The sequence below is a fragment of the Microbacterium meiriae genome, from assembly GCF_025143875.1.
In the GTDB taxonomy this organism is placed as follows: domain Bacteria; phylum Actinomycetota; class Actinomycetes; order Actinomycetales; family Microbacteriaceae; genus Microbacterium; species Microbacterium meiriae.
Map to the genome: position 1 here is coordinate 92164 of NZ_JAMBDU010000006.1, position 18981 is coordinate 111144.

Annotated in this window: 20 protein-coding genes; 9 read left to right on the plus strand and 11 right to left on the minus strand. The window is 69.2% G+C overall.

Translation table 11 applies throughout. The features are described from left to right. Positions 1-11 precede the first annotated feature (11 nt). Both M4D53_RS05810 and M4D53_RS05815 read left to right on the plus strand, forming a co-directional pair. Positions 12-1070 (plus strand): TniB family NTP-binding protein, encoded by a 1059-nt coding sequence (locus M4D53_RS05810; RefSeq protein ID WP_259952621.1) that lies wholly within the window; start codon positions 12-14, stop codon positions 1068-1070. Next, on the plus strand, positions 1060-3405 hold the full coding sequence (locus M4D53_RS05815) for a zinc-ribbon domain-containing protein (protein WP_259952622.1): 2346 nt from the start codon (positions 1060-1062) through the stop codon (positions 3403-3405). The genes M4D53_RS05810 and M4D53_RS05815 overlap by 11 nt, the downstream gene beginning before the upstream one ends. 59 nt (positions 3406-3464) lie before the next feature. On the opposite strand, the gene M4D53_RS05820 is transcribed toward M4D53_RS05815, so the two are convergent. Then, the gene (locus tag M4D53_RS05820; protein ID WP_259952722.1) at positions 3465-3887 is read right to left on the minus strand and encodes a MerR family transcriptional regulator; all 423 of its coding nucleotides are present in this window, start codon (positions 3885-3887) and stop codon (positions 3465-3467) included. Between the two features lie 62 nt (positions 3888-3949). On the opposite strand from M4D53_RS05820, the gene M4D53_RS05825 reads away from it, so the two are divergent. Continuing rightward, positions 3950-4228: a hypothetical protein gene (locus M4D53_RS05825; RefSeq protein WP_259952623.1), complete on the plus strand. Its 279-nt coding sequence runs from the start codon at positions 3950-3952 to the stop codon at positions 4226-4228. A gap of 630 nt (positions 4229-4858) precedes the next feature. Here M4D53_RS05825 and M4D53_RS05830 read toward each other — a convergent pair. From M4D53_RS05830 to M4D53_RS05845, 4 genes are all read right to left on the minus strand, one after another. After that, positions 4859-6223 carry a dihydrolipoamide acetyltransferase family protein gene (locus tag M4D53_RS05830; protein WP_259952624.1) on the minus strand — a complete coding sequence of 455 codons (1365 nt, stop codon included), beginning with the start codon at positions 6221-6223 and terminating at the stop codon, positions 4859-4861. Between the two features lie 122 nt (positions 6224-6345). Then, positions 6346-7311, minus strand: a complete 966-nt coding sequence (locus M4D53_RS05835; RefSeq protein WP_187664256.1) for an alpha-ketoacid dehydrogenase subunit beta — start codon at positions 7309-7311, stop codon at positions 6346-6348. An 11-nt stretch (positions 7312-7322) separates the two neighbouring features. After that, on the minus strand, positions 7323-8450 hold the full coding sequence (locus tag M4D53_RS05840; protein WP_232089125.1) for a thiamine pyrophosphate-dependent dehydrogenase E1 component subunit alpha: 1128 nt from the start codon (positions 8448-8450) through the stop codon (positions 7323-7325). A gap of 105 nt (positions 8451-8555) precedes the next feature. Next, on the minus strand, positions 8556-9623 hold the full coding sequence (locus M4D53_RS05845; RefSeq protein ID WP_259952627.1) for a histidinol-phosphate transaminase: 1068 nt from the start codon (positions 9621-9623) through the stop codon (positions 8556-8558). A gap of 67 nt (positions 9624-9690) precedes the next feature. Between M4D53_RS05845 and M4D53_RS05850 the strand changes: the two genes are divergently transcribed. The 3 genes from M4D53_RS05850 to M4D53_RS05860 are packed head-to-tail and all read left to right on the plus strand — an operon-like array spanning position 9691 to position 10713. Then, positions 9691-9897 (plus strand): ribbon-helix-helix domain-containing protein, encoded by a 207-nt coding sequence (locus M4D53_RS05850; RefSeq protein ID WP_187662695.1) that lies wholly within the window; start codon positions 9691-9693, stop codon positions 9895-9897. After that, positions 9894-10274 carry a type II toxin-antitoxin system death-on-curing family toxin gene (locus M4D53_RS05855; RefSeq protein WP_187662696.1) on the plus strand — a complete coding sequence of 127 codons (381 nt, stop codon included), beginning with the start codon at positions 9894-9896 and terminating at the stop codon, positions 10272-10274. Before M4D53_RS05850 ends, M4D53_RS05855 begins: the two co-directional genes overlap by 4 nt. A gap of 34 nt (positions 10275-10308) precedes the next feature. Beyond that, a complete protein-coding gene (locus M4D53_RS05860; RefSeq protein ID WP_187662697.1) occupies positions 10309-10713 on the plus strand; it encodes a phage holin family protein in 405 nt (134 codons plus the stop codon). Positions 10714-10748: 35 nt separating this feature from the next. Here M4D53_RS05860 and M4D53_RS05865 read toward each other — a convergent pair whose 3' ends face one another. Both M4D53_RS05865 and M4D53_RS05870 read right to left on the minus strand, forming a co-directional pair. Then, a complete protein-coding gene (locus tag M4D53_RS05865; RefSeq protein ID WP_259952628.1) occupies positions 10749-12044 on the minus strand; it encodes a hypothetical protein in 1296 nt (431 codons plus the stop codon). Then, complete coding sequence (locus M4D53_RS05870; RefSeq protein WP_187662699.1) at positions 12041-12295, minus strand: hypothetical protein; 255 nt, start codon at positions 12293-12295, stop codon at positions 12041-12043. Before M4D53_RS05870 ends, M4D53_RS05865 begins: the two co-directional genes overlap by 4 nt. Positions 12296-12460: 165 nt before the next feature. Between M4D53_RS05870 and M4D53_RS05875 the strand changes: the two genes are divergently transcribed. Next, on the plus strand, positions 12461-12982 hold the full coding sequence (locus M4D53_RS05875; RefSeq protein ID WP_187662700.1) for a low molecular weight protein-tyrosine-phosphatase: 522 nt from the start codon (positions 12461-12463) through the stop codon (positions 12980-12982). Between the two features lie 14 nt (positions 12983-12996). Then, positions 12997-14379 (plus strand): adenylosuccinate lyase, encoded by a 1383-nt coding sequence (gene purB / locus M4D53_RS05880; RefSeq protein WP_259952724.1) that lies wholly within the window; start codon positions 12997-12999, stop codon positions 14377-14379. Positions 14380-14389: 10 nt separating this feature from the next. Here purB and M4D53_RS05885 read toward each other — a convergent pair whose 3' ends face one another. From M4D53_RS05885 to M4D53_RS05895, 3 genes are read right to left on the minus strand one after another with little or no spacing between them, the layout of a single operon-like run. Then, positions 14390-15823: an MFS transporter gene (locus M4D53_RS05885; RefSeq protein ID WP_259952630.1), complete on the minus strand. Its 1434-nt coding sequence runs from the start codon at positions 15821-15823 to the stop codon at positions 14390-14392. Positions 15824-15872: 49 nt separating this feature from the next. After that, positions 15873-16232 (minus strand): hypothetical protein, encoded by a 360-nt coding sequence (locus M4D53_RS05890; RefSeq protein WP_187662702.1) that lies wholly within the window; start codon positions 16230-16232, stop codon positions 15873-15875. Beyond that, positions 16229-16879 carry an acyl-CoA synthetase gene (locus M4D53_RS05895; protein ID WP_259952631.1) on the minus strand — a complete coding sequence of 217 codons (651 nt, stop codon included), beginning with the start codon at positions 16877-16879 and terminating at the stop codon, positions 16229-16231. The genes M4D53_RS05890 and M4D53_RS05895 overlap by 4 nt, the downstream gene beginning before the upstream one ends. Positions 16880-17168: 289 nt before the next feature. Here M4D53_RS05895 and M4D53_RS05900 point away from each other — a divergent pair, with 289 nt between their 5' ends. Beyond that, positions 17169-18095, plus strand: a complete 927-nt coding sequence (locus M4D53_RS05900; protein ID WP_259952633.1) for a hypothetical protein — start codon at positions 17169-17171, stop codon at positions 18093-18095. Here the strand turns inward: M4D53_RS05900 and M4D53_RS05905 are convergent. After that, positions 18083-18922, minus strand: a complete 840-nt coding sequence (locus tag M4D53_RS05905; protein ID WP_187662705.1) for a sulfurtransferase — start codon at positions 18920-18922, stop codon at positions 18083-18085. The two genes, M4D53_RS05900 and M4D53_RS05905, sit on opposite strands and share 13 nt — an antisense overlap. Positions 18923-18981 lie beyond the last annotated feature (59 nt).

Here is an 18981-nt window from a genome sequence, read left to right on the forward strand (position 1 = left end):
AAGCACAGAACATGAACAGCAGCTTTGAGCTCCTCGGCCACTTCGACCAGAGAGAGGTGCTTCAGCAGCTACTCGAGAACGAAGTAACGCTGAACGCCGAGCACGTCACCGCCGCCGAGTACAAGGGCTGGAGCAGCGCAAAGAAGCGGGCGTTCGACATCGAGCGCAGCGACCGTATCGCGGACTCCATCGTCATCATCACCCCCGCCCTCCAGCAGCTGAGCCTCGCGTATAAGCGCGCCGCCCGCGTCGCGCACCGTCCGGTCGGGCGGACCGGCATCATTCTCGACGGAGAGCCGACGACCGGGAAGACCACCGCCGCCATTCGTTTGGCAGGCGAAGCCTTCCGTCGACACATCGAGCGCCACCCGAGGTGGAAGGAAGATGGGCACGTGCCGGTGGTGTACCTCGAAATCCCGCCGAAGTGCACGGGGAAGACGGTCATGGGCCGCATCCTGACCTTCTTCGGTGTTCCTGTCGTCCCTCGGATGACCCTGGAGGAGCGCACCGCGGAGGTCACCCGACTGTTCGCGAGGTCTCACACGTGCCTGGTCATCTTCGATGAGATTCAGAACCTGGCTCAGTCGGCATCGACGGGGCGGTTCGAGAGCGCTCAGGCCATCAAGAACCTGATGAACAACGTCAAAGCCGTTCCGATGTACGTCGGCTTCGACCTGAACTCCTCCGCGTTTACCAACGACGAACTCGGCGCCCAGTTCGCCTCACGCTGCGCGCCGGTTCGCCTTGAGAAACTCAACATCAAGACGCCCAAGGGCCGCCAGCTGTGGGGTGGCGTCATCGTCAAGTTCGAAGAGCAGCTCGGCTTGATGGCTCACCCGCCGCAGACGCTGCTCAAGGAAGCCGAGTACCTCTGGAATCGTACGCGCGGCTCCATCGCCGCGCTCTCCCGGCTCCTGACGACTGCCGCCCTCGACCTCATCGAAGCGGGCGACCCTGACGCCGAGCTCATCACCAAGGACCTGCTGGACACAATCCCGCTGGACCTCACCTCAGAACGACTGCTGTCCGCGGCGAACCGTGAGGTCGAGGAGGCATCCCGTGCTGCCTGAGCGTTCCTGGCCGTTCCACGTCCGCCCCGGCTCGTTCGAAACCGTGGACAGCTATCTGCAGCGCCTGCGCGCCGCGAACTTCGTGAGCGATGTCGCGTGGGGCGGTTGGCTGAAGGCGGCGGTGCGCGCCACCGGTCTCGGACGCAACGACGCGGTGCCACTCATCGCAGAGACCGTCGGCGGCCTCAGCACCGGCCATTTCGCCCGAGACTCGGCCGCACTCCCGCGCCACGCTGACGGTGAGTCTTGCGTCAGCTGCGTCACTGGACTCGAGGACCGATTCGGGTGCAAACGCTGCACCCCGGGAGAACGCATCGAGCAAGGGGCTCATGACGGCCCGCGCGTCTGCCGCCGCCACCTCATGTGGGTAGGCCCCGGTACAGCGCCTGAGGACCAGTACCTCGTCGGTGTCGAGGCACTCCGCGCTGACCGCCTATACCGCCGATTGCGCAAACAGGAGGTGCTGGACGCTCATCGTCTCGCAGAGATTCTCGGGTGCGTCGACGAATGGACCGAGGCGGAGGACACCTCACTCGACTCTGCACAGCGGTTCACCCTGGCGGTGCGCCTCGGCCAGCTGGTGTTCCGACCCCGAGCGCTCGATAGGTATGCAGACCGCGACGTAGAGGCGCAAGAACGCTACAGAACGCTCTCCACGGTCGTCAGCGACATCGCGCACACCGAGTCGTGCGTCGTGCTCGTCGACGCCCTCTGGGTTCTCATCCGGACGCTCGGACACCAGGACCAAAGCAACCCGCACTCGTTCGTGTGTACCCCAAAAGGGAAAAACGTCGACGAGCATGCGGAACTCGCGCAACTTCGCACATGCCGGCTCACTCGCGCGGAGCACCTCCATATGACCCAGTACGTGTCGTCACGAAAGCCCGGCACGCGCCGCGACCGCATCCGTCACGAGTTCCAACTCAACGATTATGTCTGCGCCCGAGGCCACCTGTTTGCGTCACGGATTCGAGTGCTTCGCACCGCGAAGAAGAGCGGCGGGTGCGGCTACTGCGCCAACCGGAAGCCCCTCGCTGGCTTCAACACTCTCGCCGACACCCACAAACACCTGATTCCCGAGTGGGACTGGAAAATGAATGGCGAACTCCGCCCCGAGCACGTCATCGCGGGCTCCGCAGATAAGGTGCATTGGCGCTGCTCGGTCGGTCACTCGTTCGAACAGAGCTTGAACAACCGGAGCAGTAAGGGCGTGGGGTGCCCCGTGTGCTCCAACAAGGTGGTTGACGCAGCAGTCAACGCGTTCTCCGTCACCCACAGCGACATCGCCTCTACCTGGCACCCCACTCTCAACGGCGACCGCACACCTGAGGACTACGTCGCCGGGTCAGAGCAGGTCGCCTGGTGGTTCTGCCCGACGCACGGCGAGTACAGGATGCTCATCTCGAGGCGCACGTCCGGTGGGTCGTGTACGTACTGCAGTCGCCAGAAAGTTCACCGCACAAGCTCGCTCGCGGTCACGGACCCTGCTGTCGCGGCCCGCTGGCATGGGTCGTTGAACGGGGACCTGACCCCGTACGACGTGCTGTCGGGCTCGGGTGAAAAGGCCTGGTTCGTGTGCGCCGAGAGCCATGACTACTACGCACCGATTCATGGGCAGACCATCGGTAGGGGCTGTAATGTCTGCGCGGGCAGAGTAGTGACCGCTCAGAACTCCCTGCGCACGATGTTCCCAACTCTCGCCGACGAGGTCCACCCGAGCAAGAACGGTTCGTGGAACGCCGACAACGTAAGCGGCAAGAGCGGACGCACGCTCATCTGGCTCTGCAAGGAGGGCCATGACTGGCCCGCGATGGTCAGCGTACGTGCACGGCAGGGCACCGGTTGCCCGTTCTGTTCCAACACCCGAGTGTGGCCGGGATGGAACGACTTGGCCACCACTCGCCCGGACTGGCTTTCTGAATGGGATTGGGAGGCGAACGGGCATATACGCCCGACGGACGTCGCCGCCGGGACGAGGACGAAGCTCCACTGGAAGTGTCCTCAATCACACACCTGGGAGGCTAACGGGAGCGACCGCCTCAGGGGCAGCGGCTGCCCGACCTGCGCTAACAAGCGTGTCCTCGTCGGCTGGAATGACATGGGCACGACACGGCCGGACCTCGTCGAAGAGTGGGACTGGGTCGCCAACGGGACTTTGACTCCGCAGAGGGTGGTCGCGGGGACTCATCTGCGTATTCATTGGAAGTGCGCTCTAAACCATGCGTGGATGGCGACGGGCAACAGCCGCGCTCACCGAGGCTCAGGCTGTCCGATCTGCCATGCGCTCACTCACCCGGACAGCATCTCTCCAACGCGTTACAAGCCAGAGGAATGAGTTCATGTGGCTGTCGTAGAGCGGCGCAAGTCGTTTGCTAGTTGTTGTTGGCCAGGAGGTTAGCGACGGACCCCAACGGTCGAGACGGGCTCACGCTTCCCTGCTAGGGCGGATTCAGTTACTCGGTCAGTCGTGAGATGAGGAGTTGGTCGAGGCATTCCCAGGCGCGGCTGTCGATGCCTTGGTGTCCGGTGAGGATGTCGACGCTGCAGGAGTCGTCGGATGTGACTGCGCAGTTCGGTGTCGATGCGATCGATCTGTTCGGAAGCGGCATTGGCGTCGGCGTTCAGGACGTCGGGGATGCGGGCCAGCGGGACACCGGCCTGGGCGAGGGTGACGATGCGCGTCAGGTCGATGATCGCCTGCGCGTCGTAGCGCCGGTATCCTGAAGCGTCCCGTTCCGGTTCGGGCAGTAATCCCTTGGCATGGTAAACGCGGATGGCCTTCGTGGACGCGCCTGCGTGGGCGGCGAGCTGCCCGATGGTAAGCGTCCTTCATTGTCTCACTTGACCTTGCCCCAAGGACAAGGTCGCACGCTGGCTGCTTGACCGATCACGACTTCGATGAAGACTCCCTCCGCGCACTCGCGGACGAGGGCAACGAGACCGCGCTAGACCGGCTCGCCGACCTCGCCGATGCCCGAGGCGACCTGGACGCGCTGTCTGAACTGCTCGATGAGGGCAGTGAGCACGCCGGCCGTCTGCTGACCCGCCGCGCCGTGGAGAATCGTGACCTGCGTGAGCTGCAGCGGCTCTCCGACGCCGGCAGCCCGGACGCCGGCACGGAGTTGGAACGACTCCTGGCTGAGGGTCGCCAACCATGACCGGCAGCGCGTCCGGACCGACGCTTGCAGCACGGCGGGCCGATACGGCCGCACCCGCCATTGTCGTGACGGGCGTGCGAAAGGCGTTCGGGAAGAACATCGCGCTAGACGAGTTGCCTCGATAGCGATTCACCGGGGCCGGCCGTCGCTAGTGCGGGCGCGGAATGATCGAACGGCAGCACGCGGCACCTGGTACCGAGCGCTCGCTGACCCTTCTTGCCGCAACCCAGCGAGAGCTACGATCGGGTGTAGAGATGGACCGCGAGACCAGCCTCCAACTTCCAGATGGTGCGAAGGTCGGGCCACGACTCACCCAGCAGGATCCTCCGGATCGTGCCTTCATCAAGCCCTACGTCGCGGCCGACCGCGCGGACCGCCCTCTCCCCAATGGCCGCCCGCAGATTTTGGGCGAAGCGACGCGCAGCCTCGCCCGCTGGATCATGGGACGGCTCGTTAGGCCAGTGCGGCGACAGCATGGCAGGAGTCGCTCGTGCTCCCTTACGTTCCATTCCACAACCTCCCAACCCGGGACCCGTGTAAATACCGGGATCAACTACGTCGTTCTGGATCAACTTCGCTGAGTCGACTCAGCTTCGATTGAAGAAAAAGCACCTTCAGTGACGTCTCATATCAGTCCACCAGGAGCGCGGGCTCTTCGAGGATGGAGGCGACGTCGGCGATGAAGCGGCTCATGCCATCGCCGTCGATCACGCGGTGGTCGAACGAGCCGGCGACCGTGGTCACCCAGCGCGGGCGCACCTCGCCGTCGACGACCCAGGGCTTCTGGCTGATCGTGCCCATGGCGACGATGCCGGCCTCGCCCGGGTTGATGATCGGAGTGCCCGCGTCCATCCCGAACACGCCGATGTTCGTGATGGTGATCGTGCCGTTCTGCTGGTCGGCCGGCGGGGTCTTGCCCTCGCGTGCTGTGAGCGTGAGCCGGTTCAGGGCGCGGGCGAGATCCTTCATGCTGAGGTCCTGGGCGTCCTTGATGTTCGGCACGAGCAGACCCCGGGGCGTGGCTGCGGCGATGCCGAGGTTCACGTAGTGGCGCACGGCGATCTCGGCACCGGCCTCGGTGTCGATCCAGGCCGCGTTGACCATCGGCGTCCGGCGCACCGCCCAGATCACCGCGCGAGCCATGATGAGCAGCGGCGAGACCTTGATGTCGGCGTAGTCCGGCGAGGCCTTGAGGCGCTTGACGAGTTCCATCGTGCGGGTGGCGTCGATCTCCTTCCACACCGTGACGTGCGGGGCGGAGTACGCGCTCTGCACCATCGCCGACGACGTCGCCTTGCGCACGCCCTTCACGGGGATGGACTCGGTGCGGTCGTCGCCGGCCGCCGACGGGCGCACGGGCGCGAGGCCGCGCGCCAGGCCGGACGGGGCCTGCGGGGCCGGGACGGTCTCCTCGCGCACGCTCCCCCACTCCGGGGTCTCGATGTTGCGGAAGACGCTGGCCTGCGAGGCGTGCTTCATGACGTCGTCGCGGGTGACCTCGCCGTCGGCACCCGTGGGCGTCACGCTCGTGAGGTCGACGCCGAGGTCGCGGGCGAGCTTGCGGATCGGGGGCTTCGCGATCACGCCGACCGACGACCGCACGGGGCGCTCGGCCGGGCGCTTGCGCCGCGAGGTCGCGCCGCTTCCGGAGCCGTAGCCGACGAGCACCGACCCGCCGCCCTCCTCGGGCGCGGGCGCCTCCGCCGTCGCGACGGTGCCGGGCGCCACCGAACCGTTCCCCGAGCCCGCCGCAGGGTCGGTCACGAAGGTGATGATCGAGGTGCCGACCTCGACCGTCGCCCCCTCGTCGACGAGCAGCTCGCCGACCACGCCCGCGTGCGGGGAGGGCAGCTCGACCAGGGACTTCGCGGTCTCGATTTCGCAGATGACGTCGTTGATGGCGACCCGGTCACCCGGCGCCACCTTCCACGCGACGATCTCGGCCTCGGTCAGCCCTTCGCCGACGTCCGGAAGGGGGAAGTTCTGCGTGCTCATGCGGAGTCCTTTCGTGGGCCGCGTTCGTAACTCAGGAGACTCGATCCGGGGCGCGCCCCTGCGCCCGCGCTGGACGGGTAAAGGGGGCGGTTGTCCTGAGTTGTGAACATGGAACGTCGGTGTCAGTAGGCCAGGGAGCGGTCGACGGCTTCGAGGATGCGATCGGCGTCCGGCAGGTACGCGCCCTCGAGCTTCGCGGGCGGGAACGGGGTGTCGTAGCCGGAGACGCGCAGCACCGGAGCCTCGAGGGCGTAGAACGCGCGCTCCATGACGGTCGCGGCGATCTCGCTGCCGAGGCTCGTGAATCCCGGGGCCTCCTGCGCGTAGACCATGCGGCCCGTCTTGCGTACCGACCCGAGGATCGGCTCGTAGTCCACCGGCGACAGCGAGCGCACGTCGACGACCTCGCAGCTCGTGCCCTCGGACTCGGCGAGGGCGGCGGCCTGGAGCAGCGTCGTCACCATGGCGCCGTGTCCGACGAGGGTCACGTCCGTCCCGGTCCGCACCACCCGCGAGGAGTGCAGCGGGACGGCGGGAGCGTCGAGCTCGACCTCGCCCTTCGGCCAGTACCGGCTCTTCGGCTCCAGGAAGATCACCGGGTCGTCCGAGGCGATGGCCTCCTGGATCATCCAGTAGGCGTCGTTCGCGGTGGACGGCGACACCACGCGCAGACCGGGGGTGTGCGTGAAGTACGCCTCCGGGCTCTCCTGGTGGTGCTCGACCGCGCCGATGTGCCCGCCGTACGGGATGCGGATCACGACGGGCAGCCGCAGCGACCCCTCGTGCCGGTTGGTGAGCTTGGCGAGCTGGGTGGTGATCTGGTCGAACGCGGGGAAGACGAAGCCGTCGAACTGGATCTCGACGACGGGACGGAACCCGGCCATCGCGAGGCCGATCGCGGTGCCGACCAGGGCCGACTCCGCGAGCGGGGTGTCCAGCACGCGCTGCTCCCCGAAGTCGCGCTGCAGGTGCTCGGTGATGCGGAACACGCCGCCGAGCTTGCCGATGTCCTCGCCCATGAGGAGGACTTTCGGGTCGTCCTCCATCGCCTTGCGCATACCGGCGTTCAGCGCCTTGCCGAGCGGCATGGTCTCCCGGGTCACTGGCCCTCTCCTTCGAACGACGCCTCGTAGCGGGCGCGCCAGGCTTTCTGCTCCTCGATCAGCGGATGCGGCTCGCTGTACACGTGGTCGAACATGAGGTCGGCGCGGGGCGGGCCGAGCTGCACGGTGCGGGCGCGGAGGTCTTCCGCGGCGTCGGCGGCCTCGGCGTCGACCTCGGCGAAGAAGCCCTCCTCGGCGCCGCGGTTCTCCAGGAACGCGCGCATCCGGACGATCGGGTCGCGCCCGGCCCACGCGAGCTCCTCGTCGTCGCCGCGGTACTTCGTGGGGTCGTCGCTGGTCGTGTGCGCGCCGAGCCGGTAGGTCACGGCCTCGATGGCGCGAGGGCCGCCGCCGCCGCGCGCCTCGTCGAGGGCCACGCGGGACACCGCGTAGCTGGCGAGGACGTCGTTGCCGTCCACGCGGACGCTGGGGATGCCGTACCCGGCGCTGCGCTGCACGAGCGGCACCCGGGACTGCGTGGTGACGGGGACCGAGATGGCCCAGTGGTTGTTCTGCAGGAAGAACAGCGTCGGGGCCTGGTAGCTGGCCGCGAACACCATCGCCTCGTGCACGTCGCCCTGACTGGAGGCCCCGTCGCCGTAGTACACGACGACCGCCTCGTCGCGCTCGGGGTCGCCGGTGCCGGTGCGCCCGTCGAACGTGAGACCCATGGCATAGCCGGCGGCGTGCAGCACCTGGGAGCCGAGCACGAGCGTGTAGAGGCGGGTGTTGCCGTTCTTCGGATCGGTCGGGTCCCAGCCACCGTGGGAGACGCCGCGCATGAGCTTGATGATGTCGACCGGGTCCACGCCGCGGATCCGGGTGACGGCGTGCTCGCGGTACGAGGGGAAGATCGTGTCCTGCGCGCGGGCGGCCCGACCGGAGCCGACCTGCGCCGCCTCCTGTCCGCGGCTCGGCGGCCACAGGGCGAGCTGGCCCTGGCGCTGCAGGTTGGTGGCCTGGGTGTCGATCGCGCGGATGCCCACCATGTCGCGGTAGAACTGCGCGAGCTCGTCGTCGGGGATGGCCTCGATGAGCGGCAGGTACTGCTCCGCGGCCGGCGTCGGGGCGACCTTTCCGGTCTCGTCCAGGACGCGCACGAGGGGGGTCTCAGAGGTGCTCACGGCCCCCACGCTACCCGCGTCGGCATGCCGGGTCACGCATACCTAGGACGCCCTCGTATCTCCCCGGAACCCCGAGATTCCGCGGTTCGCCGGGCGGCGTCGCGCTCAGCGGAGGGTTGCGGCGACCTCCAGCACACGGGTGACGGCCGCCTCCTCGCCGACGGAGATCCGGATGCCGTCGCCGGAGAAAGGGCGCACGATCAGGTCGGCGTCGACGAACGCCGCCGCGACCTCGTCCGTACGCGCGCCGGTCGGCAGCCAGACGAAGTTGCCCTGGGCGTCCGGCACCTCCCAGCCCTGCGCGCGGAGCCCCTCGACGAGACGGGCGCGGCGTTCGACGATCACGGCGACGCGCTCGAGGAGCTCGGCTTCGGCGTCGAGGCTCGCGATGGCGGCGTTCTCGGCCGCGGATGTCACCGACAGCGGGATGCCGGTCGTGCGCGCCGCGTCGAGCACCTTCTCGTGGCCGATCGCATAGCCGACCCGGAGCCCGGCCAGACCGTAGGCCTTGGAGAACGTGCGGAGGACGACCACGTTCGGGTGCGCCTCGAAGACGCGCTCGGCCAGGCCGTCGACGGCGTCGGGGGCGGTGACGAACTCCGCGTAGGCCTCGTCGAGGATGATGAGCACGTCAGAGGGCACGCGGTCCACAAAGGCCGCGAACTCGGCGGAGGTGACGATCGGGCCGGTCGGGTTGTTCGGCGTGCAGACGATGATCGCACGCGTGCGGTCGGTCACGGCGTCGGCCATCGCGTCGAGGTCGTGGCGGGAGTCGGCGGTCAGGGGCACCTGCACCCCGGTCGCCCCGGCGACGAGCGGCAGGCTCGGGTATGCCTCGAACGACCGCCAGGCGTAGACGACCTCGTCGCCGACGGAGGCCGTGGCGAGCACGAGCTGGTGCAGGATCGCGACGCTGCCGGAGGCGACGTGGACCTGCTCGGGCTCGACCCCGTAGCGGGCTCCGAGCCGCGCACGCAGGCGGCCGGCCGTGGCATCGGGATAGCGGTTGATCGGCGTCGTGTGCTGCAGCGCCTCGACGACCGAGGGCAGCGGATCGAACGGATTCTCGTTGCTGGAGAGCTTGAAGGCCTCGGGACCGGCCTGCTTGCCCTGGCGGTACGGTGCGAGGGAGGCGATGGCGGGACGGATGCGGGGCAGGGTCGGCTCGGTCACGCGTCGAGTCTAGGACGTGTGTCCCGCCACCCTTTCGAGGCGGAGGGTGCGGTGATACCATTCTGGTATGGCTATGACGGTGCGACTCCCTGCGGAACTCGATGCCCGGCTGGGCGAGGTCGCCGCCCAGCGACACACGTCCAAGCATGCGCTGCTCATCGAGGCGGCCGATCGCTTCGTCGCGGACAGCCATCGGTCGGCCCTCGTCGACGCCGCCGTCGACTTCGTGTTCGACAACGACAAGGTCCTCCTCGAGCGACTCGAAGACGCGTGACCGAGTATCTGACTCTGGAGGACGGCCTCCGCATCGTCGGCCGCCTGGGGTTCCACGTCCGGGACGCCGGTCTCCTGGCGTCGGCTCTCGCGCGCCCTGCCGCGTCGCTGTTCGGGGAGGACGCCTACGGCACGCTGGACCGGAAGGCGGCCGCCCTCCTCGAGTCTCTGGCCCGCAACCATCCCCTGTTCGACGGAAACAAGCGCACGGCGTGGACGAGTTTCGTGGCGTTCCTCTGGATCAACGGATGGAAGCACCGCTTCACGACGGACGATGCCTTCGATCTGGTCATCGGCGTCGCATCAGGCAGCATCGACCTCGACGAGTCGGAGCGGCGCATCCGCGAGAACCGGATCCCGGTGGACGACCGCGGCTGACACCGCGAGCCCCGCGTGGGAGACTGAACACATCATGCGCTTCATCATCCGGGTCGTCGTCAACGCGTTCGCCATCTGGGTCGTCACGCTCATCCCCGTGCTCCAGGTCACGGTGCGCGCCTTCCCGCCGGGCGAGACGCTGCAGCTCGTCCTGACGCTCCTCGCGGTGGGAGCCCTTTTCGCGCTGGTGAACACCATCATCGGCACGGTCGTGAAGATCGTCGCCTTCCCGCTGTACATCATCACGTTCGGCCTCATCGGCTTCCTCATCAACGGCTTCCTGCTCTGGCTGACCGCCTGGATCACCAGCAGCTTCGGATGGGGCCTGACGGTCGAGTCGTTCTGGTGGGGTGTTCTCGCCGCCCTGATCATCTCGATCATCAACGGCATCTTCGGCTTCATCCTGCGCCCGCAGAACAAGCGCTCCCGCCGCGACTGACCCGTCCACCGACGTCTGCCGACGCCGCGTGCGGCTCACGGATCGGGGAGCACACGCTCCGCGCGGTACTCGGTGCGGTCGACGGTGACGGCGCGGTCCAGGTCCGCCCAGTAGGCGTCGAGAGCCTCCGCCCGCGGGTCGGCGGAGGCATCCACCATCGCCGCCGTCTCGATGTAGTTCTCCAGCGCATGAGTCTCGAGCGCGAGGTCCTGGCGACCGGCGTCGGGGTCGCCCACCCGACTCGCGGTGAAGCTGTCGGCCGAGCCTGTGCCCTCCCTCGCCCCTCCCGCGGCGAGCGCGGACACCACGTCGTCGGTGTGCCGAAGCTGCACCAGGGTGTGATCGGCGGAGAGCGTCGGCTCCACGGGGCTTCCGGCGGTGATCTGAGTCGTGACCGCGAACGGGCTCTCCATCGCCAGGTGCGCCGCGATCATCCCACCCTGCGAGTGCGCGACCACATCCACCCGATCCCCGGGTCTCGCACCGGCCGCGGCCAGGGCGTCGAGGGTCGCCTGATACGACGCGGACCGGCCCCCGGTGTAGAGCTCGATGTTCGACTTCATGTCCCACGGTTCCGTCCCGCCGGCCGTGCGGAGCGACATCGAGCGGCTACCGGCGAGGTAGGCGACGTATCGCGGCGCCTCACCGGGCATCGTGTACTTCTCGATCGCCACCTGCGCCCCGGAGGCGGAGGGCAGGCGGCGGAGCGCACTCGCCAGTCCGGTCGGCGCGCCGGTCGGCCGCGAGCGGGAGGCCACGGAGACGCGTACCGGATCGGCCGTCGCGCCGAGTGCCATTCCCGGTCGGACGCGCCCGAGTCCCGACGTCACGCCTACGAACGCACCGCCCAGGAAGACCGGTGGGAGCAGACCGGCGGCGTCGTACTGGTCGTCGAGGCCGCGGAACCGCCGGGCATCCGCGGTCCGCTCCAGAGTGTCCGCGAGCGTTCCCACACTCCCGTCCGAGGCGAGGAGCCGCGCCAGGCGCGCCTCCACCGCGGCGGCGGTGGCCGCGTCGGTGTGCGCCAGCGCCTCCGCCCGCGCGCGCAGCTCGACGACCTCGTACGCCTCCGCCATCAGGACGAGGTCGGCGGCCGTCTTCTCGACGCGGGCCGTCAGCCCGTCCAGCGACGTCGCCACGGACCGCAGCGACCAGGCCGCGGGGGCCAGCTCCGTCCACGCCGCCGTGGCGAGCAGCGCCTCGGCGCGCGCCACGGCATCGGCCACCTCCGCCAACACCGGGATGACGCCCCGCACCCGTACCGCGAGGTCGCGAAGCTGCGCGGTGTCCACGGCGATCGCGCCGCCGTGGTCGATGCTGAGCCCGCTCATGCCGCTTCCGCCTCCCTGCGGCACTGCTGCATCATGGCGCGCACCGGCGCCGCGTCCTCGGACAGCCGCCAGAGCGCCATCCGCAGCGCCTCGACCCCCTCGGATTCCCAGGAGCACGCATCACGCAGGGCCGTCAGCACGGACGCCGCCTCGTCGAGTCGCTCCCCGGCCGCATCCAGCTCGGACAGCACTGCGGCGCGCAGCGCGGGGTCGACACCGGGAGAGAGGGCGGTGAGAGGGAAGGACGACATGGATCCACCCTTTCCCCGCCCTTCGTTCCCCGGCTCCGGATGCGCCTCACACGGGCACGGACCGTGGACAGTCGTCGCCCACACACCACGGTGCAGGAGAGTCGAAGGCGGGTCGCGATCCGGGCGGCGCTGTGCAGGAACCGCATCGACCGGCAGAATGGATCCGTGACAGCCCGAGATCCCTTCCGCGTGATCTTCGTCTGCACCGGCAACATCTGCCGCTCCCCCATGGCGGAGGCCGTGTTCCGGGACCTCGCGGAACGGCAGGGTCTCGGTTCCCGGATCGTCTCCCGCAGCGCGGGCACCGGGGACTGGCATCTCGGGGAGCGCGCCGATCACCGCACCATCGATGCGCTCGCCCGTCGCGGCTACGACGGCTCGCTGCACCGCGCCCGCCAGTTCACCGCCGCGTCCTTCGCCGAGAACGACCTCGTGGTGGCCCTGGACCGCACGCACGAGCGCATCCTCCGCGAATGGGCCAGAGACGAGGACGAGGACGGCAAGGTGACCCTCCTCCTCGCCTTCGATCCCGACGCCTCGACCCACGATGTCCCCGACCCCTACTACGCGGGCCCGGAGATGTTCGATTCGGTGCTCGGTATGATCGAGACGGCGACTCGCGGCTTGTTCCGCCAGCTCGAACCCGCCCTGCGCCTGCCCCGCACGCCCCGAACCTTCGGGGCCTGATCAGGAGGATTCCCCTGACTTTCCAGCCTTCGCTCCCGCCGCAGCCCCTCAGCCCCCTCGACGGCCGCTATCGCGGCGCCGTCACCGGGCTCGCCGACTTCCTCTCCGAGGCCGGACTCAACCGCGCCAGGGTCGAGGTGGAGGTGGAATGGCTGATCGCCCTCACCGACCGCTCGCTGTTCGAGACGAGCCCCCTGTCGGGCGACGACAAGGAGCGCCTGCGCGCGCTCTACCGCGACTTCGGGCAGGCCGAGATCGACTGGCTCGCCGAGAAGGAGGCCGTCACGCAGCACGACGTGAAGGCCATCGAGTACCTCGTGCGCGACCGGCTCGCCACGCTCGGCCTCGACCACATCGCCGAGCTGACGCACTTCGCGGCGACGAGCGAGGACATCAACTCCGCGTCCTACGCGCTCACCGTCAAGCGCGCCGTCGAGGAGGTCTGGCTCCCGGCTCTCGACACCGTGATCGCGAAGCTGCGGGAGCTCGCCGTCGAGCACGCCGACGCCGCCATGCTCTCCCGCACGCACGGGCAGCCCGCCACGCCCTCGACCATGGGCAAGGAACTCGCGGTCTTCGCCTGGCGCCTCGAGCGCGTGCGCAGCCAGATCGCCGGCTCCGAGTACCTCGCGAAGTTCTCCGGAGCGACCGGCACCTGGTCCGCTCACCTCGCGGCCGACCCGGACGCCGACTGGCCGACCATCGCCCGCGAGTACATCGAAGGGCTCGGTCTCGGGTTCAACCCGCTGACGACGCAGATCGAGTCGCACGACTGGCAGGTGGAGCTGTACGACCGCGTGCGTCACGCCGGCGGTATCCTGCACAACCTGGCGACGGACATCTGGACCTACATCTCGCTCGGCTACTTCGCGCAGATCCCGGTCGCCGGGGCCACCGGCTCGTCGACGATGCCGCACAAGATCAACCCGATCCGCTTCGAGAACGCCGAGGCCAACCTGGAGATCTCGGGCGCTCTGCTCGCCTCGCTCGGCCAGACCCTCGTCACGAGCCGCCTGCAGCGCGACCTCACCGACTCCACCACGCAGCGCAACATCGGCGTCGCATTCGGGCACTCGCTGCTCGCGCTCGACAACCTGCGCCGCGGCCTGAACGCGATCTCGCTGTCGCGCGACGTGTTGCTCGCCGACCTCGACGTGAACTGGGAGGTGCTAGCCGAGGCGATCCAGACGGTGATCCGTGCCGAGGTCGTCGCCGGCCGGTCGAGCATCCAGGACCCGTATGCGCTCCTCAAGGAGCTCACGCGCGGACACCGGGTGGGCGCCGACGACCTCGCCGAGTTCGTGCAGGGCCTGGAGATCGGCGACGCGGCCAAGCAACGGCTGCTCGCACTGACCCCCGCGACCTACACCGGTATCGCGGAGCGCCTCGCCCGCTGAGCCCGGGGAGCTAGGAGCCGGACTCCCCGGAGTGCTCCTCGACGCTGTCCTTCGGCATGAACGCGGCGGCGATCAGGGTGAGCACGGCGGTCACGGCGACCGCGACGAACACCCACACCGACGCGTGGATGATCGTGTCGGGGTCGTCGGGTCCCGCGCCCTGCGCGATGACGGCGTTGGAGATCGCCCCGAACACCGCCACCCCCACGGCGCTTCCCGCGGACCGTGCGAACGCGTTCATCCCGGTCACCGCTCCGCGCTCGCCCCAGCCGACCGACGCCTGAGCGGCGATGAGGGTCGGCGCGGCACTCCACCCGAGCCCGAAGCCGAGGAGGAACGCGATGCCGGCGACGACGAACGGGTTCGGCCAGGAGGCGACGGCGGCGAGCGCGACGGCGGCGACCGTGGTGATGCTCATGCCGATCAGGGTGGTGCGGCGGAAGCCGATGCGCAGGTACAGCCGGCCGGCGTTCGCGGCGGCGAGCGGCCAGCCGAGGGTCAGAGCAGCCACCGCGAGACCTGACAGCAGCGGAGCGATGCCGATGGACCCCTCGAGGTAGGCGGGGGCGAAGCTCGTCACCCCGAGCATCAACGCCCCGATGCCGAGCGACACGATGGTCGTCGTGAGGATGAGCCGACGTGTGACGAGGCGCAGATCGACGATCGGCTCCGCGACACGGCGCTCGACGAACCCGAAGGCCACCAACGCGACCACCCCGATACCGAAGCAGAGGGCGCTCGGCACCGACAGCCAGGCCCACGCGTTCCCGCCCTCCAGCATGCCGAGGATGAGCGCGGTCAACCCGATCGTGAGCAGCACCGCTCCGCCGTAGTCGATGCTGTGCTTCTGCGTCTGCTTCTGCTCCCGGTAGGTGCGCAGCAGCATCCACCCGGCGATCAGACACAGCGGGACGTTGATCCAGAAGATCCATCGCCAGGCGTCGAGCTGCGCGAAGATCCCGCCGAGCGCCGGGCCCACGACCGAGGAGTTGGCCCAGACGCTCGCGACGTATCCCTGGACCTTGGCGCGTTCGGCGACCGTGTAGATGTCGCCGACGATGGTCATCGACATCGGCGCGACGGCACCGGCGCCGATGCCCTGGATGATGCGGAACACGATCAGCGCCGGCATGCTCCAGGCGAACCCGCAGAGGATCGATCCGAGCAGGAACAGGGCGATGCCGAGCAGGATGATCGGCTTGCGGCCCACCGTGTCCGCGAAGCGGGAGTAGATGGGCACGCTGACGGCCTGCGCCAGGAGGTACACGGAGAACAGCCACGGGAACTGCTGATAGCTGCCGAGGTCGCGCACGATGCTCGGGACAGCGGTCGCGAGGATGGTCGCGTCGATCGCGATGAGGCCGGTGGCGAGCATGAGCGCGCCGAGGATGGGTCCGCGCTCCGACCGGAGTCCGATGGAGGCGCGGTCGACGGAGGCAGTCACTCCAGGGACAAGCGGAAGGACCTCACCGATATTCCGCCCGTATGACGGATCAGGTCGAGGCGGGGCGTCCCGGCTCGTCGGTGGTGCCGTCACCCTTGCCGTCGTCCTCCGCGTCGTAGAGCACGGGACGGTCGATGGTCTTGGTGACGTCGGCGGGGTCGATCGCGAGCATCAGCATCGCGAGGATCAGGAGCGTCGCGATGAAGGCGCCGCCACCCACGACGAGGCTCAACGCCACGGGGGTGAGACCCTCGTAGGTGCCGTTCGCGATGGCCGTGTTCACGCGGAGGGTGAACGCGCCGGTGGAGACGAGAGTGACCACCATGGCGAACACGCCGCAGCCCAGGGCGATGCCGAGCAGGTGGAGGGGACGCAGGATGTCCCGTCGGGTGGGCTTGTCGTCGCTCATCGCTCTCCTCCGTGCTCCACAGGAGCCGCATCGTTCTCGGGGGCGGGAGCGACGTCATCGGCGTCCGCACGCTTCGGGGTGAGGCCGGCGATGCCGAGGAAGACGGCGACGATGGCCGCATACCCTCCGAACATCCCCACGCCGAGGATGATGCCGGACAGCTGGAACGTGCCCGCCTTCTCGATCGTGTACTCCTGGACGAAGCCCGAGGGGATCAGCAGCAGGACGACGGCGAGGAGCAGGCCGAGAGCCCCGACGGTGATCGCGTCGGTGGCGAGCGCTCCCCCGGCGCGGCGGGCCCGGATGCCGGCGAGCAGCTCGAGGCCACCGCTGAGCACACCCCAGGTGATGAGGACGATGAAGAACATGTCGTCCGTGCGCCACGCGGGCACACCGCTCGCCATACCCGCGATGACGCTGACGACCGCGAGGAGGATCGCCGCCCAGCGCGACCCCGTGGGGAGGACGAGCCAGGCCGCGAGGATGTGCACGAGGGCGGTGACCAGCGCGAAGCCGCTGAAGACGGCGAGACCGACCGCGGCGGAGTGATCCGAGGAGAAGGTGATCATCAGGGCGGCGACGGCCGCGAACAACGCGCGCAGCAATTGCACGTGGCGCATGGTGAACGCGCGAGCAGGGGCAGACATAACGGCCAGATCCTCCGGGGTTTCCCCCCAGTCTACGCGGGGCCGCGAGCCGCACGCGCCCGGGGATGCTCGTGAAGCCCGGCGGATCTCCCCAGATCGATTGCCGGGCTTCACGACATACGCAGCAAGGGGGGCATCACTGCGTCGGGCCGCTGTCGCCGGGTCGGGCACCCTCCCCGCGACATCGCAGCCCCGTGACCCACATGCCCACCTGGTCCCCTGAGGTGCGCGCGTGCGGTCTTATGCTCACTGTAGAGGTGTGTTCTTCACATACCGGGCGGGGGCTGTGATGGGTTTTGGGGACGGCGAGAGGAGAGCGGCGACGCCGGACGCGTTCGCCGCGGCGCTGCGCGATGCGATCAATGCGAGACCGGTGACGCTGTCGTGGTTGCAGCGGCAGCTCCGCGACCGGGGCAACCGCGTCTCGATGGCCACGCTGAGCTACTGGCGCTCGGGGGCCCGTCGCCCGGAAGGACCGCAGTCCCTCGCCGCCCTCGCCGACATCGAGGACCTGCTGTGCCTCGAATCCGGGGCGTTGAGCCGTCTCCTCCGTCCGCACCGCACAGGACCCCTGGGACCGCAGGGGTTCCCGCTGGAGCAGGTCGACATGGAACGGGCCGTCCGCGAGGTCTACGCCGCCCTCGGCGCCACGTACCCGGACCCGTCGCGGGAGCTCACCGTCCATTCCGTCACGGACGTCGACGCCGACGGCGAGGTGTCCTCCTGCCTCACCCGCAGCATCGTGCAGTCGACGAGCGGCGTGATCACCGCCATCCCCGTCCTCGACCTCACCCCCGGCGTGCCCGGGCCTCCGCCGCGGCTCACGGCCGTGGCCGGCGGACGGGTCACCGCGCGCTACTCCCACCCGAACGGCGAGGCGCACGGTGCGCTGATCGAACTCGACGTCCCGCTCGAAGCCCCGGACACCGCGGTCGTCGAGTGGTCGGTGCAGTACGAGCCGGGCCACCCGTCGGATCGGGAGACCGGTCACGCCCTGTCCCGCCAGGCCCGGGAGGTCCTGGTGTGGACGCGCTTCCACCCGGATGCCGTCCCGGACTGGTGCGACGAACTCGTCGAGACCGCCGGAGGCACCGTCGTCACCGCGCTCCCCCGACCTCGGGGCACGTCGGTGCATCAGGTCCGTCGGGCATTCGGCCCCGGCGCCCTCGGTCTGCGCTGGGGGTACGGTCCTCGCGGAGGCGATCAGCCCGGCTGATCCCCCGTCGCGACCGGCCGCCCCGGGGTGTTCGACCACTGGCTCCAGGAGCCGGGGAAGACCTTCGCCGGGATGCCGACCTCGTGGAGCACCAGAGCCGTGTGCGCCGCCGTGACTCCCGACCCGCAGTAGGCCGCCACCGGCGTCTCCGGGGTGACCCCGACCTCGGCGAGCGTCGCCAGCACCGTGTCACGGTCGCGGATGCGCCCGTTGTCGTCGAGGTGCCGCGTGGTGGGGAGGTTCCGGGCGCCGGGGATGTGCCCGGCGATCGGGTCGAGCGGCTCGGTCTCTCCGCGGTAGCGCTCCGGGGCGCGGACGTCGAGCAGCACCCCGGTCTCCGGGAACGCCTCCGCCTCATCGATCGAGAGGGCGTCCTGGCCCGGATCCGCGAGGACGACATCGCCGGTCTCCGGCACGACGTCGTCGGTCGCCAGGTCGTATCCGGCCGCGGTCCACGCGCGCAGCCCGCCGTCGAGCACCCGGACGTCGACCCCTGCCTGCCGCAGCAGCCACCACGCCCGGGCCGCCGCGAGTCCCTTGGTGTCGTCGTAGGCGACGACCGTGTCTCCCTGCCGCACACCCCATCGCCGGGCCGCCGCCTGCAGGGTCTCCGTCGAGGGGAGCGGATGGCGGCCCTCGGTCGGTGCCCCGGGTGTGGAGAGCTCCTGATCCAACGACGCGAACACCGCGCCGGGGATGTGGCCGGAGCGATAGTCGCCCGGGCCCGCCTCTGGGCGGTCGAGGCGCCAGCGCACGTCGATGACCCGGATCGGGGCGCCGTTCTCGAGGAGGTCGTGGAGCTCGGTGGCGGTGACGAAGTGACTCATGGTGCGAGGCTACCGAGTGCGCGGCGCTCCCCGTCTGCCTCCGTCACGGACGGACACGG

What these genes read in the sequence shown, in the direction of transcription:
- M4D53_RS05865 (WP_259952628.1), bottom strand. Translation starts at nt 12,044, where the DNA reads ATGAGCGGGCTCAGCATCGACCACGGCGGCGCGATCGCCGTGGACACC.
- M4D53_RS05890 (WP_187662702.1), bottom strand. Translation starts at nt 16,232, where the DNA reads ATGAGCGACGACAAGCCCACCCGACGGGACATCCTGCGTCCCCTCCAC.
- M4D53_RS05900 (WP_259952633.1), top strand. Translation starts at nt 17,169, where the DNA reads ATGGGTTTTGGGGACGGCGAGAGGAGAGCGGCGACGCCGGACGCGTTC.
- M4D53_RS05830 (WP_259952624.1), bottom strand. Translation starts at nt 6,223, where the DNA reads ATGAGCACGCAGAACTTCCCCCTTCCGGACGTCGGCGAAGGGCTGACC.
- M4D53_RS05850 (WP_187662695.1), top strand. Translation starts at nt 9,691, where the DNA reads ATGGCTATGACGGTGCGACTCCCTGCGGAACTCGATGCCCGGCTGGGC.
- M4D53_RS05870 (WP_187662699.1), bottom strand. Translation starts at nt 12,295, where the DNA reads ATGTCGTCCTTCCCTCTCACCGCCCTCTCTCCCGGTGTCGACCCCGCG.
- M4D53_RS05835 (WP_187664256.1), bottom strand. Translation starts at nt 7,311, where the DNA reads ATGCCGCTCGGCAAGGCGCTGAACGCCGGTATGCGCAAGGCGATGGAG.
- M4D53_RS05895 (WP_259952631.1), bottom strand. Translation starts at nt 16,879, where the DNA reads ATGTCTGCCCCTGCTCGCGCGTTCACCATGCGCCACGTGCAATTGCTG.
- M4D53_RS05810 (WP_259952621.1), top strand. Translation starts at nt 12, where the DNA reads ATGAACAGCAGCTTTGAGCTCCTCGGCCACTTCGACCAGAGAGAGGTG.
- M4D53_RS05905 (WP_187662705.1), bottom strand. Translation starts at nt 18,922, where the DNA reads ATGAGTCACTTCGTCACCGCCACCGAGCTCCACGACCTCCTCGAGAAC.
- M4D53_RS05860 (WP_187662697.1), top strand. Translation starts at nt 10,309, where the DNA reads ATGCGCTTCATCATCCGGGTCGTCGTCAACGCGTTCGCCATCTGGGTC.